Annotated in this window: 14 protein-coding genes; 9 read left to right on the top strand and 5 right to left on the bottom strand. The window is 28.9% G+C overall.

The window, feature by feature from the left end; all coding sequences use genetic code 11:
* Nucleotides 1–37: 37 nt before the first annotated feature.
* Nucleotides 38–754, top strand: coding sequence for a PTS sugar transporter subunit IIA (locus tag B5E58_RS13785; RefSeq protein ID WP_242956653.1), 717 nt, complete (start codon nt 38–40; stop codon nt 752–754).
* 38 nt (nt 755–792) lie between these two features.
* Here B5E58_RS13785 and B5E58_RS10260 read toward each other — a convergent pair whose 3' ends face one another.
* A complete protein-coding gene (locus tag B5E58_RS10260; protein ID WP_088109576.1) occupies nt 793–2094 on the bottom strand; it encodes an MFS transporter in 1302 nt (433 codons plus the stop codon).
* A gap of 465 nt (nt 2095–2559) precedes the next feature.
* On the opposite strand from B5E58_RS10260, the gene B5E58_RS10255 reads away from it, so the two are divergent.
* Entirely contained in the window at nt 2560–3537 is a 978-nt protein-coding gene (locus B5E58_RS10255) for a C-terminal binding protein (RefSeq protein ID WP_088109575.1), read from the top strand.
* Nucleotides 3538–3551: 14 nt separating this feature from the next.
* Nucleotides 3552–4325, top strand: coding sequence for an HpcH/HpaI aldolase family protein (locus tag B5E58_RS10250; protein ID WP_088109574.1), 774 nt, complete (start codon nt 3552–3554; stop codon nt 4323–4325).
* 86 nt (nt 4326–4411) lie between these two features.
* Here B5E58_RS10250 and B5E58_RS10245 read toward each other — a convergent pair whose 3' ends face one another.
* On the bottom strand, nt 4412–5134 hold the full coding sequence (locus tag B5E58_RS10245) for a GntR family transcriptional regulator (protein WP_088109573.1): 723 nt from the start codon (nt 5132–5134) through the stop codon (nt 4412–4414).
* 474 nt (nt 5135–5608) lie between these two features.
* On the opposite strand from B5E58_RS10245, the gene aldA reads away from it, so the two are divergent.
* From aldA to B5E58_RS10215, 6 genes are read left to right on the top strand one after another with little or no spacing between them, the layout of a single operon-like run.
* Nucleotides 5609–7057, top strand: coding sequence for an aldehyde dehydrogenase (gene aldA / locus B5E58_RS10240; RefSeq protein ID WP_088109572.1), 1449 nt, complete (start codon nt 5609–5611; stop codon nt 7055–7057).
* Between the two features lie 36 nt (nt 7058–7093).
* Nucleotides 7094–7942 (top strand): aldo/keto reductase family protein, encoded by an 849-nt coding sequence (locus B5E58_RS10235; RefSeq protein WP_088109571.1) that lies wholly within the window; start codon nt 7094–7096, stop codon nt 7940–7942.
* Between the two features lie 29 nt (nt 7943–7971).
* Nucleotides 7972–8991, top strand: a complete 1020-nt coding sequence (gene dctP / locus B5E58_RS10230) for a TRAP transporter substrate-binding protein DctP (RefSeq protein ID WP_088109570.1) — start codon at nt 7972–7974, stop codon at nt 8989–8991.
* A gap of 31 nt (nt 8992–9022) precedes the next feature.
* Nucleotides 9023–9508 carry a TRAP transporter small permease gene (locus tag B5E58_RS10225; RefSeq protein WP_088109569.1) on the top strand — a complete coding sequence of 162 codons (486 nt, stop codon included), beginning with the start codon at nt 9023–9025 and terminating at the stop codon, nt 9506–9508.
* A 16-nt stretch (nt 9509–9524) separates the two neighbouring features.
* Nucleotides 9525–10829, top strand: a complete 1305-nt coding sequence (locus B5E58_RS10220; RefSeq protein WP_088109568.1) for a TRAP transporter large permease — start codon at nt 9525–9527, stop codon at nt 10827–10829.
* Between the two features lie 17 nt (nt 10830–10846).
* Nucleotides 10847–11272, top strand: coding sequence for an HIT family protein (locus B5E58_RS10215; RefSeq protein WP_088109567.1), 426 nt, complete (start codon nt 10847–10849; stop codon nt 11270–11272).
* Between the two features lie 51 nt (nt 11273–11323).
* Here B5E58_RS10215 and B5E58_RS10210 read toward each other — a convergent pair whose 3' ends face one another.
* The 3 genes from B5E58_RS10210 to B5E58_RS10200 all read right to left on the bottom strand — a co-directional run bounded on the left by B5E58_RS10210 (nt 11324) and on the right by B5E58_RS10200 (nt 14662).
* On the bottom strand, nt 11324–12451 hold the full coding sequence (locus B5E58_RS10210; RefSeq protein WP_088109566.1) for a glycerate kinase family protein: 1128 nt from the start codon (nt 12449–12451) through the stop codon (nt 11324–11326).
* A 141-nt stretch (nt 12452–12592) separates the two neighbouring features.
* On the bottom strand, nt 12593–13579 hold the full coding sequence (locus tag B5E58_RS10205; protein WP_088109565.1) for a bile acid:sodium symporter family protein: 987 nt from the start codon (nt 13577–13579) through the stop codon (nt 12593–12595).
* A 201-nt stretch (nt 13580–13780) separates the two neighbouring features.
* Entirely contained in the window at nt 13781–14662 is an 882-nt protein-coding gene (locus B5E58_RS10200; protein ID WP_088109564.1) for an ROK family protein, read from the bottom strand.
* Nucleotides 14663–14670 lie beyond the last annotated feature (8 nt).

Below are 14670 nucleotides of genomic sequence, written 5' to 3'. Positions count from 1 at the left end.
AACAACCATATATTCACCTAAATTAAATACAGTTGTTATGTGTCATTTAAATCTTCCAGCTAGTTGGAATTTAAAACATAAAATATTAAATATGTACAGTAACACTATAAATATAACAGCCCTCTTGCCGTTATACTGTAAGGATAATTATGACTTTTCAAATACAGACCTTATTATATGTACAGCCAACAAAAAGATTACAAATGAACCTCGTTGTCATACAATAATTGTTTCTCCTTTCCTTGATATTGAAAATCAAGCTGAAATTGATACATACATAAAAAGAATGCAAATTAATAGATTATTTCATGGCTCCGCTCCATTCCTTTATGAACTTTTTGAAAATGCCTATTGGCATGAAAAAATTGAAATGGATGATTATATTGATGTCTTAGAACTATTAGCCTATGACTTTATAAACGACGGAATAGTTTCATACAAATATTTAAATGATATTTTAAGAAGGGAAGCTGTATTATCCTTTGTATTTCAACCTGGATTTGTTCTTACATATTCATTACAACCAAGTACAAAAACAAAACTTTCAGTAGCTACACTTAAGCATCGCTTACGTTGGAATTCATATAAAATACATACAGTTATAATGGCAACATTTACAGAAAATGATTTTCCTTTATTATTTAGACTTTTAAGTGATATTTATTTCAATAATTTCAGCATTGATGACCTTTCATTTGAGCGAACAAAAAAAGGATTAACAAATTTCTTTATAAAACACACTCCAAAGTTTTAATTAAAAAAACTGATAGACTAAAGTCTATCAGTTTTTCATTATTTATTCATAAGTTCAGGATGTTTAAGCTTATCCCATTTTCCTTCTTCAACTTTTGAAACAATAAAAATATTTATTATGAACAAACATAAATATACTACATATGCTCCTGTAAGTCCTCCTGTTATTTTCATTACAATAGCATTAACAGCAAAATTTAAACACCCTATACAATAATTTATTGGAAATATTACACCATTTACTTTTGGATAATCAAGAACACCAAATATTGATGCTGGAAATGAAAGTGACATATTTGTACTTCCTCCAAGAGAGAAACCGACTATCAATATTGAAACATATATAAATGGAAGCCATATTTCTGCAAGTAAATTAAAAGCTATTCCTAATGCAAAAATTCCACAATATATCATACAAGCTTTTTTTGTACCTATTTTAGTGTCAATATATCCAATAGCATAACTTCCAACAATACCAACAAGTCCTGCAACAACCATAGCCGATACTGCCATATTTTCAGAAATACCAAGAGCAGTATTTCTCTGAACAAACTGTGTTATAATACCTAAAAGACCTAATGTTATAAACCCAGGAACTAAAGCAGTTAACCAAACTTCTTTACATTTTAGCATTTTAGGAACAGTCCAGTCACTTACATAATTATTATGTTTTTCTAAATCTTTATATTCTTTTTCATATATCTCTTTTGTAACATTATCAGGATACATTCCTGCATCTAATGGGTTATCTCTTAATGTTATATATTCAAAAATAGCAAGAATAATAGCTGCAATAGAGAAAAATGCAAGACTTATTTTGTATTCAGCAAAAGAAAGAAGCATTGTCATAAACGGAGCAAGTATAGCTGTTCCTATATTTGCACCTATTGTACTTATACCATTTACAACACCTCTTTTTTTAGGAAACCAATCAGATTGCATAGGTCCTGTACAAAGATAAAAGCAACCTTGTCCACAACTTACCATTATACATTGTGAAAGACCATACATAAATATATTTGTTGCACGTAAAAAAAGAAAATAAAATGTTAAACCGAAAATAATAAATAATACCGCACTAACTTTTCGTCCACCAAATTTATCTCTAATTTTAGCAATAACAAACATCATAGCAACACCAACAAAACCTGCTAGTGTTCCCATACTTAAACACAGTTCATAATCAAGTCCTGCCCCTTTAGAAATTTCAGGTAGTGCAATATTTAACCCATCATTTACACCTGCATTTGTAACCATCATAGCTAGTATAGCAAAAATCATAAGATACCAGCCTTTTCCAAGATTAAAACTGTTTTTAATAGTTATTTTCTCATTATCCATATTATACCTACTTTCATTACTTAATATAATATTTACAATTTCTAAATTACGAATGCATTCTTTTTATTAATTATTGCAATTATAATTTAACTCTTAAAAGACATTTAGGTCAAATTGTATTTTTCCTTAAATATATGGAAAGGGAATAATATTTATAAAATTTTAATATATAAAATTTATGTACTTTTTATAACATAATTAGTCAATAATAGTTAAACCTTATATTTTTTATTTGATACAAATGTTTAATATTTTCTACTATTAGAATTTTTTAAATTTTATTATTATTTATTTTATAAAATAAAACTGTACTTTTTTTTATGCATATAAATAAAAATTTATTAATTTTGAATTTAATAAGAGACAAAATTTAACAGTATTTTTTAAAAAGTACTAATTTTGATATTTAAAAAACATCATATTACAATATAACCATACAAAAACTAAATATAAGGAGTTGAATTTATGAAAGCGATTTTGGTAGATAAAAATTCGGCAGATGGATTAAACTATGATATTCAGAAACGAATTTTTGAGGAAAATGGAATTGAATTTATATTATATGATTGCCAAACAGAAGATGAGATTATCGAAAAATGTAGTGATGCAGATGCTTTACTTGTTATTTATAAAAAAATAACTCCAAGAATTATGGATAATCTCAAAAACTGTAAAGTTATACTCCGCTATGGTATAGGTTATGATGTCATTGATGTTGATGCTGCAACTGAAAGAGGAATTAAAGTGTGTAACAGCCCTACACATTGTTTAGACGAAGTTGCAACACATACTATTGCAATGATACTTGCCATAGAAAGAAAACTTATAATGTATCATGAGAATGTAAAAAATGGAGAATGGCTTGCTAATGCTGGATATAAACCTCACAGACTTTCATCTCAGACATTAGGTCTTATAGGTTTTGGAAATATAGCAAGAAGAACAGCAGAATTTGCAAAAGGGTTTGGATTTAATATTATTGCATATGACCCATATTTAAAAGATGATATTTTTGATAGTATGAATGTTAAAAAAGTTGATTTAGATGAGTTATATAAAACAGCAGATGTGATATCAATACATACTCCTTTACTTGATAGTACATATCATCTTATTAATAAAGATAGTATATCAAAAATGAAAGATGGTGTTATGATTGTAAACACATCAAGAGGCCCTATTATATGTGAAAAAGATATATTAGAAGCAGTTAAAAGTAGAAAGGTCAAAGCTGCTGCTTTAGATGTTATTGAAAGTGAACCTATAACAATCAAAAACCACCCTCTTTATGATATTGGAAATATTATAATTTCTCCTCATGCTGCCTACAACTCAGTGGAAGCTGAGGAGCAGATGATGGAAATTCTTGCAACAACAGCTATAAAAGTATTAAATGGTGAAAATCCTAAAAATATTGTAAATTCAAAAGCATTAGGACTTTAAAGGAGAGGACTTATATGAAAAATTTCTTTAAGGAAAAAACAGACGCAGGTATTAAAACAATAGGAACTTTTTTTGAAATGGGAAATGCACTAGTTGGAGAAGCTATATCTATGTCAAATTTAGACTATGTTTTAATCGACACAGAACATGGCCCTTTTGATGTTGAAAGTACAATGGATATAATGAGAGGTATACAGTTACATGGAACATCCACTCTTGTAAGAGTTAAAGACTCATCAAGACCTTCTATATTAAAAATGTTAGATATAGGTGCAGATGGCCTTGTTATACCTCAAGTTCAATCATTGGAAGAAATTAAAAAAATAGTAGAATACGGAAAGTATTTCCCTGTTGGTAGTAGAGGTGTTGCATTCTCAAGAGGTGCAAACTTTGGGTATGCTGACCATGCTATGGGAGATATAAACGATTATTTTGATTACTGTAATAAAAATACACTCCTTATACCTCAGTGTGAAACCTTAGGTTGTCTTGAAGAAATCGAGGAAATAGCCAAAGTTGATGGTGTTGATGGTATATTTGTAGGACCTTATGATTTATCAGTTGCTATGGGTATTCCTACTCAATTTGATAAACCGGAATTTAAAGCTGCATTAGAAAGAATTTTAAAAGCTGTAAAAGACGCAGGAAAATTTGTTGTAATCTACTGTGCTACACCTGAATTGGCTTCTGAAAGATTTGCTCAAGGTTTTGATAGTGCTACAATTGGTCAAGATGTAAATATATATGTAAATGCTCTCAACGAAATGGTTTCAAAAGTAAATAGATAATTATTTATAAAATCCAAAATCTCTCTATAAAAAACATAAATAGGTCTTTTATGTCAAAATCATAAAAGACCTATTTCTATTTATAATTATAAAAATTTAATCATATGCATTGTACCATACATTCTACTTATATCTGCTATCATTTCATCTTGTGCAACTAAAGGCATACGATTATATAATGCTCTATATATTGAATTATGATAGTCTGAACCTCTCTCAAGTCCATTTTTTTCAAATAAATCTTCATATACCAATTGCATTGTTTGGTATCTATAACTTTGTAATGCAAATTCTAATGTTTTATACATATCTATAATATATTTATTTCTTGATGCATTTACAATAGTTTCATGGAATAATTTGTCACATATAATATATTTTTCATAATCATAACTTTTATCAATATCTTTAAAGTCTTGAATTATGTGGTGTAATGTAGAAAGCTCATTTTTTTTAATTCTTTTTGCTGCTAAATAGGCCGCTTTGGATTCTATTGATAATCTGGCTTCATATAACCACAAACATTCTTCATATCTTATTTTTTTAACTCTAAGCTCTTTTCCCTTCCCCTTTTCCAGAATTCCATCTTCAACTAATTTATTTAAAGCCATTTTTACAGGTGTTCTTGAAACATTTAAATTTTTGGCTATCTGAGATTCTATTATTTTATCATCTAATAATAATTTACCTGTTATTATTTCATTATACAATCCATCATATATAAGCTTACTTAATACAGCAAAAGGATTTGTTTCCTTTTCCTTAAGCATTTTTTCTTTAAGCTCGTTACTAAATTCATATTCCGCCATAATAATTCCTCCTTACTGTAAAATTATTGTAATTTTATAGAATTAGTTGTTTTTTTTATTGAATAGTTTTAATATATATTTATTATTTTTTTGCCATTTATAGATAGTATTTTATCATAATTTTATTAATTTTGTTAGTTTTTTGATTTTTATAAGTTTAAATATAATGTTAAACTAAGTTTAATTTATTAAATTATTTTTGTGGTAAATTTCACAAATAATGTTAAAATCCATACTATATAGATTAAAAATGCTTCTAAAAAATATATTTCAAACCAATTTATTATAAATATATAACAAATCAAATTTGTTTCAATTATAAAACAAAATTAGTATCAAAAAAACAAAAATGATTTTAAATTTGTATAAAATAATAGTATTTTATCTGATGTGCACACAAATTGACGCCTTCTTTTACCAATGTTTATAATTGTATTAATTCAAATACATTTATTAATTATGGAGGTGCTTATTTTGAAACAATACGAAATGTACATTAATGGTGAATTTATTGAAAACGGAAACAGAAAAATGTTGGATATTATAAATCCTGCAAGAGAGACTATTATATCAAAAGTTCCTTTTGCTACAAAGGAAGATGTTGATAAGGCTATTGACTGTGCTTATGAAGCTCAAAAATCTTGGGCAAAACTTCCTGCAATAGAAAGAGGAAAATATCTTCATAAAATTGCTTCTCTTATGAGAGAAAATATTGATACATTAGCCACTGTTATGGCTGAAGAACAGGGAAAAACAATGGACCTTTCAATAACAGAAGTTAATCTTTCAGCAGACTATTTAGATTTTATGGCAGAATTTGCAAGAAGATATGAAGGAGAAATATTGCAAAGTGACAGACCTAATGAAAACATTCTTATATATAAACAACCAATAGGTGTTGTTGCAGGAATTTTACCTTGGAATTTTCCTGTATTTTCTATTGTAAGAAAAGTTGGTCCTGCTTTATTGACAGGAAACACAATAGTAATAAAACCAAGCAGCGAAACACCTAATAATGCTTTTGAGTTTGCCAAACTTGTTGATGAAGCTAAATTACCAAAGGGTGTATTTAATCTTGTTACAGGAAGTGGCTCAGTAGTTGGAAATGCAATGTCATCTAATCCAAAAGTAGGATTTATAACAATGACAGGAAGTGTTCCAGCCGGAACAGCAATTATGAAAGCAGCAGCAGATAATATTACAAAAGTATCTCTTGAACTTGGAGGAAAGGCTCCTGTTATAGTTATGGAAGATGCTGATTTAGATGAAGCAGCAAAACTTATAACTACATCAAGAGTTACAAATACAGGTCAGGCTTGTAGCAGTGCCGAAAGAATATATGTACAGGAAAGTATTGCTGATGAATTTACAGCAAAAGTAATTGAGGAGATGAAAAAAGTAACTTATGGAGACCCATTAACAGACACAAATATAACAATGGGGCCTCTTGTAAGCAAACAACAGCAGACAGATGTAGACACAATGGTAAAAGAAGCAGTTGCTGAAGGTGCTGAAATAGCTTTAGGTGGAACTTTTGGAAACAGAGAAAAAGGATTTTTCTATGAACCTACTGTTCTTATAAATTGTAAACAAGATATGAAAATAATTCATAATGAGATATTTGGACCTGTTATGCCTATTGTAACATTTAAAGATTTTGACCAAGTTTTAGAATATGCAAACGATTGTGAATTCGGTCTTACTTCTGCTATATTTACAAAAAATATTAATTACATAATGAGAGCTGCTAATGAACTTAAATTCGGCGAAACTTATGTAAATAGAGAACATTTTGAAGCTATGCAAGCTTTCCATTCTGGATTTAAAAAATCAGGAATTGGTGGAGACGATGGAAAATATGGATTAGAAGAATTCTTACAAACTCATGTTGTATATATTCAGTATGACACCTCAGCAAAATAACATAACAATAAATATAACATTTTGGAGGAATGATTTATGAAGTTAAAAATGAATGATGGTTTTGAAATACCTATGTTAGGACTTGGATGTTTTAAATCAGAAGATACAGCTATGGCTGTTGAGACAGCCCTCTCTGTTGGTTATAGACATATTGATACAGCTAACTTTTATGAAAATGAAACTTATGTTGGAAAAGGAATAAGAAGTTCAATAAGAAATTCAGTTGTAAAAAGAGAAGATGTTTTTGTTGTAAGCAAAATTTGGCCTACAAGTTTTCAAAATCCTGAAAGAGCCATTGAATATAGCTTAAAGTCTTTAAATATTGATTACATAGATGCTTATTTATTACATTGGCCAGGATTAGATAAAGATGCAAGATATAAAGCTTGGGAATGTTTATTAAAATATAGAGATAAAGGATATTTCAAATCAATAGGTGTATCAAATTTCAAAAAAGAACATCTGGAAGATTTAATTGAAAAATTCGGTATAATTCCTTCACTAAATGAAATAGAAATATCACCATGGTTACAAAAAAGAGAAGATTATGCTTATTGTAAAGAAAAAGGCATTGTAATGAGTGCTTCTGTACCTTTTGCTAAAGGTAATATATTATCTGATGAGAAATTAATCGAAATTGGTAAAAAATATGGAAAAGATGTTGGGCAAGTAATATTGCGCTGGAATTTACAGAGAGGAAATTGTGTAATACCTAAATCATCAAAACCTCACAGAATAAAATCTAACTTTAATGTATTTGACTTTGAACTCTCAAAAGAAGATATAGATATAATTAATTCAATGGAGAACGGAAATACATATTGCAGTGACTCATCAGTCTTTGACGGTGCTTTTTGGAATATAGAAGATAATCTAAATTTTTAATTATAAGTCATATATGGAGGTATGTTTTTATGAAGAAGTTAATGAGAGTTGCTGCTTTAGCTATGTCCTCTATTCTTGCATTTACCTTTGTAGGCTGTGGAGCAAATGAAGATGGAGACACTGTAACATTAAGAGTGTCTTACAATGCTAATGAAGAATACCCACATTATGAAGGATTGGCTTGGGCTGCTGAAGAAATTGAAAATAGAACTGAAGGTCGAGTAAAAATGGAAATTTATCCAAATGGTACTCTTGGAGACCAAAAATCAAGTATGGAAATGGTTCAAGCTGGTGCTATTGATTTGGCAGTAGTTAATGCCTCTATTATAGAAAGCTATAATAGTGATTTTTCTATATTAAGTATGCCATATTTCTTTAATAGTGTTGAACACCAAAGACAGATTTATACAAGTGATATACTTGATGACTTATTTGAGACAGTAAAAGATTATGGCTTTGAAATTGTATCTGCATTCGGCTCTGGTTCAAGAAATATATTTGCAAGTAAACCTGTAAGAAGTCCTGAGGACCTAAGCGGTATGAAAATAAGAGTTATGCAGTCTGATACAATGGTTCAGATGCTTAAATTAATGGGCGGTGTAGGTGTTCCTATGTCAGCTTCTGAACAGTATTCCGCTATAAGCCAGGGAGTTGTTGATGGTGCTGAAACAAATGAAATTGACTATATAGGTAAAAAATATTATGAGGTTGCACCATATTTTTCAAGAACAGCTCATTGTTTTAGTACAGATTTTGTTATCACAAGCCCTGATTCCGTTGCTAAATTATCCGAGGAGGACCAAGCTATATTCTACGAAGTTATGGATGAGTGTGTAGATGTAGAATTTGATTCTTGGGTAAGAATGACAGATGAAATGATTGCTAGTGCTGAAGGTTTAGATGTAACATTTATTGATGATGTTGATATTGATGCTTTCAAAGAAAATTTCATTGAATTTCAAGAGTCAATTGCAAATAAGAGCGATATAACAAAAGCTATTTATGAAGAAGTTAATGCAATAGGTGAAAGTCTTAAGGCACAACAATAATACTTCATAGCAATAAGAAAGGAGTATTGAAATGGATACAATAAAAAATATAATTGACATTATATTGAAATGGTTAACAATTATTATATTTTCATTAGCCACAATATTAGTTATATATCAGGTTTTTACAAGATATGCTCTTCATTCACCAAGTTCTTGGAGTGAGTCAGCTATAACATATGGTTTTATATGGTTTGTATTATTATGTAGTGCATATGTTTTTGGTCAGAGAGAACATATGAATATGTCTTTCATAAGAGATAAATTTAGCAAAAAAGTTCAAATAATAATTGAATTTATATGTGAAATATTTATTGAATTTTTAGCAATAGTTGCATTTATTATTGGTGGATATAATATGTCAGTAAGTCAGATGATGCAGATAGACCCATCATTAAAAATACCTGTAGGCATAATATATGCCGTAGTTCCTATCTCTGGTGTATGTATGTTATTTTATTGCATATATAATCAATACATGCTTATCAAAGAATTAAAAAATCAAAAAAATATATAAATAAGGGGGCGTACGTATGGAAATGGCAGTCAGTGCTGCATTAGTTATGGTTATAGCTGTAATTATATTACTATTATTAGGTGCACCTATTGGTGTTGCAATAGGTGCTTCATCAACAATGGCTATATTAATGATATTACCTTTTAAATCAGCAGCTACAATTGGTGCACAAAAAATATTTACAGGATTAAATTCATTTCCATTACTTGCAATACCATTCTTTGTATTAGCAGGTAATATAATGAATAACGGTGGTATTGCCATACGAATGATTAATTTTGCTGAAGCTTTATGTGGAAAAATGCCTGGTTCTTTAGCTCAAAGTAATATTGTTGCTAATATGTTTTTTGGAGCTATAAGTGGTAGTGGCAATGCTGCAGCAGCGGCTATGGGTGGAACTTTAGGTCCTGTCGAAAAAGAAAGAGGTTATGATGTTCAATATAGTGCAGCTGTAAATATTGCATCAGCACCAACAGGAATGCTTATTCCTCCAAGTAATGCACTTATTGTATTTACAACAGTTGCAACATCTGTTTCAGTAGCAGCTATATTTATGGCGGGATATATTCCTGGTATATTATGGGGCATAAGTGTTATGATAGTTGCTGGTGTAAGTGCTAAAAGACGTGGATATATCAACAATACAAAAATTCCACTTTTAACAACTTTGAAATATTTTCTTGAAGCTATACCAAGTTTATTGTTAGTTATTATTATAATTGGTGGTATATTATCAGGTATATTTACAGCTACTGAGGCTTCTGGTGTTGCTGTTGCTTATTCATTAATACTATCATTTATATATAAGAGTATAAAAGTAAAAGATATACCTGAAATAGTTTTTGAGTCAGCAAAAACAACAGCTATAATAGTTCTCTTAGTAGGTGTATCATCAATAATGTCTTGGGTAATGGCATTTACAAATATTCCTGGTATAGTTGCAAATGCTATGCTCTCAATAACAGATAATTCAATAATAACATTATTAATAATAAATATAGTACTTTTATTTGTAGGAACATTTATGGACCCTACTCCTGCTATATTAATATTTACACCTATTTTCATGCCAATATGTACAGGTTTTGGAATGACTCCAATACACTTTGGTATTATGATTTGTTTCAATCTCTGTATAGGAGCTATTACTCCACCTGTTGGAACAATATTGTTTACAGGTTGTAAAATAGCCAATACAACAATTGAAGGTGTTATAAAATCATTACTGCCATATTTTGCAGCAATTATAATAGTACTTTTATTAGTTACATACATTCCTGCTATTTCAGAGACATTACCAAGAATGTTTGGATATTTATAATATAATAAGGTGATTTTATGAATTGTTATTATTGTAATGATAAAGAAAAATTAGACAGCTTAATGTTAAAAATATGTGATTTAAGAACATCTACCCTCTATTTATTTAAAGACCAAAAACATAAAGGAAAATGTATACTTGTATTTAACCAACATAAAACAGAGATTTTTCAGCTTACAGAATTAGAGAAACAAAACTTTATGAGTGATATATCTGATGCAGCAGAGGCAATATATAATATTTATAATCCAGATAAAATTAATTATGCTATATATGGTGATATAGTTTCTCATCTTCATATGCATTTGACACCTAAATATATAAATGGACCTGAATGGGGAATGGCCTTTAAAGACAGTATAAAACCTATTGAATTATCGGATTATGAATATAATGAAAACATTTTAAAAATTAAAAATTTTCTCTTAAATAATATTAAATAGTAAAATAAAAAAGACTATTTTAATCAAACAGTCTTTTTTATTTTTAATAAATTATTTTATAATTTTATAAAATCTTAAAATAGAGTCCATTGTTTTTTCTAAGTTTTCTGCACTACAATATTTTGATTTTTCAAAATCAACAGCCTGTCTATTTATACTAAATATAGATGAAACACCCATATCATAAGCTCCATCAGCACCCTCTCCTATTGTTCCTACAACAGCTATTACTGGTATATTCTGTTTTTTAGCCCTTTGAGCAATTCCTATTACAACCTTTCCTCTAAGGCTTTGACTGTCAATTTTTCCTTCTCCTGTAAATATTATATCAGCATTTTTACTAAGTTTTTCAAATTCTATAAAATCAAGTACAGTGTCTATCCCAGATTTAAGATTTCCATTAAGAAAAGCTACAATTCCAGCTCCCATTCCTCCTGCTGCCCCAGCTCCAGGCATGTTACATACATCTTTTCTTAAACTTTTTAAAATTATATTTGAAAGATGTTTTAAATTTTTATCAAGTTCAAAAACCATTTCACTATTTGCACCTTTTTGAGGCCCGAATATATATGAAGCACCTTTTTTTCCACAAAGAGGATTATCTATATCACACATAGCTGTTATTTTGCAATCTTTCAAAAATTTTTCCGTAGCACTGTTATCAATATACGCTATTTTATAAAATTCATTACTGTATGGTACTATCTCTTGACCTCTTTCATCATAAAAAATTGTACCTAAAGCTCTAGCCATACCAACACCACCATCATTTGTACAGCTTCCACCTAAACCTACTATAATATTTTTACAACCATTTTTCACAACTTCTTTTATTATAGTTCCAACTCCATATGTTGTTGTTTTTATTGGATTTTTGTTATTCTCCACCATTGGCAAACCGGCAGCTGATGCCATTTCTATAATAGCAGTATCTTCTATTTTTGCATAATATGTTTTTATACATTCTCCATAAGGACCTGAAGTTATAATCTCTATCTTTTTTGCATTTGAAGCATAAAGAAAACTATCAACAGTTCCTTCTCCACCATCAGCAACAGGTATTGCTATAACATTACAATCTGGAAAATGTTTATTTATTTGTTTTTTCATAATTTCACATATTTGAACTGCACTAAGAGTTCCCTTAAAAGAATCAGGCATTATTAAACATTTTTTCATAATGTTATCCTCCACTTCCAAATTGGTTTAATATTTTAGATTAATATAATAATTTAAAAATTATTTATAATTAATTATAACCTATATTAAAAACAAAACAAATAAAAAACTCCTATATTAAATATAGGAGTTTAAATTTATTTATATTTTATCTTTCCAAGAGAAAAAACCTGCCAATAATGTTCCAGAAATTGAATGCCATACACAAGAAACAGCACATATTACAGCTGCTTGTGGTGCACTGGCAAACTGTGCTGTTGTTGTAGCAAGATTTGTTGCAAGACCTGCATTCTGCATACCAACTTCAATAGCAATAGTTTTTCTCTTTGAATAATTCATACCTGTTATAAATCCAGCAAAATATCCTAAAGCATATCCAAGTCCATTATGTAAAAGAACTGCTATAAAAATAACAATGCCTGATTTAAAGAAATTTGAACCCTGAGAAGCAATAACACCACCTACAACACAGGCAAGACCTATTACAGCAACTCCTGGCATAATTTTTTGTATATCCTGAAAAACTTTATTTTTACCAAATATATAGTTTAAAATAAATCCTGCTGCAACAGGAATAATTACTGTCTCAACAATTGAAATAAACATAGGAATAGCACTTATTTCAATTTCTGTCCCGCTAGCCAATAAAGAAACCATTAAAGGTGTGGCAATAGGTGAAAGCAGTGTTGAAACTGTTGTCATACCAACAGAAAAAGCTACATCTCCTCCACAAAGATAAGACATGATATTTGAAGAAACACCCCCAGGACAACATCCTACAAGTATAAGTCCTAATCCTATGGCTGAAGGTAAATTCAAAATTTTTGTTATTGCAAATGCTAAAAAAGGCATTATAAGATATTGTGCAGCTGCTCCAATAACAATGTCAAAAGGTCTTTGTCCAAGAATATAAAAATCCTCTTTTGTAAGTGTCAATCCCATACTAAACATTATAATACCAATTATAATTGATTGCCAAGTAAACTTATTTGCTACTGGGTCTACAAATAATGTTAAATTAACCCAGCTCATTATCTGTGGAAAAACAAATGTAATTGCTGCAATAACAATCACCACCATAGATGTATAGCCAGATAAAAACTTACTGATTTTTTGTAATGTCTTCATTTTTCCCCTCTTTCTATTACACCTAAAAATAATTACATATTACCATTTTTAGGTATAATTTTGTTTTTTATGTATTATAACATTTATACATAAATATTCAAAATAAGTATTTTTTATACATGATATATTTATTATGATAACATAAAAAATAAGAAGGTTTTTATAAACAATAGATATTATAAAATTTTTATTTTACAGTGTTTAAATAATTAGCATAGCACCTATAAGATTTGCATCATTATAAAATTTACAAGGTACAACTTTAATTTCAGGTATTATGAAATCTGATATTGATATATAAAATTCAATATTTTTATTTATATATTCTAAAAAAATAGGTTGTTGGCTTATTCCTCCACCTATGGCAAATTTGTCAGGGTCATATATAACTTGAAGATTCATAATCATATTAGCTATTGAACGTGTGAATTTATCTAAAACTTTTAAAACTATTTCATCGCATTCTTCAGCCATTTTGAAAACATCATATCCATTTATACTGTTTTCATCAAGACCTTTTGCCTTAGCTACAAGTTTTAATAATTTAGGATTTCCATTTATATTAAACCATTGATTTTCATATTCATCAAATTCATTATTAAGTACAATTGAACTAAACTCTCCAGCAGCAAAATGTTTTCCCATATGGATTTTTTTATCTTTTATAATAGCTCCGCCTATTCCTGTTCCGAAAACCATAACTACACCATCATTACAGTCTGACAATGAACCCCATTTTGCCTCTGCTAATGCAGCACATTTTGCATCATTCATTATAGACACACTAACACCACATTTTTCACTTAAAGTTTTTACAATATTAAATTTATCTATATATTTAAGATGTCCTCCTGTAATACATATACCATTTTCACTATCTATAACTCCAGGAACAGACATTGCTATACCATAAGCATTATCTTTAAATTTATTATATATTTCACAAAGACAATTAATATAATTATCTATATTATCAAGAGGTGTTTTAACACTTCCCTTATCATATAAATTAAGTTCACTATCAATAAGAGTATATTTTATTGATGAACCGTCTACATCTATACAAAGACATTTATCTTTCATAAAAAATC

It is taken from the genome of Tyzzerella sp. An114 (genome assembly GCF_002161055.1).
Taxonomy (GTDB): domain Bacteria; phylum Bacillota; class Clostridia; order Lachnospirales; family Anaerotignaceae; genus Fimicola; species Fimicola cottocaccae.
This window is presented reverse-complemented; position numbering and strand designations above follow the sequence as displayed.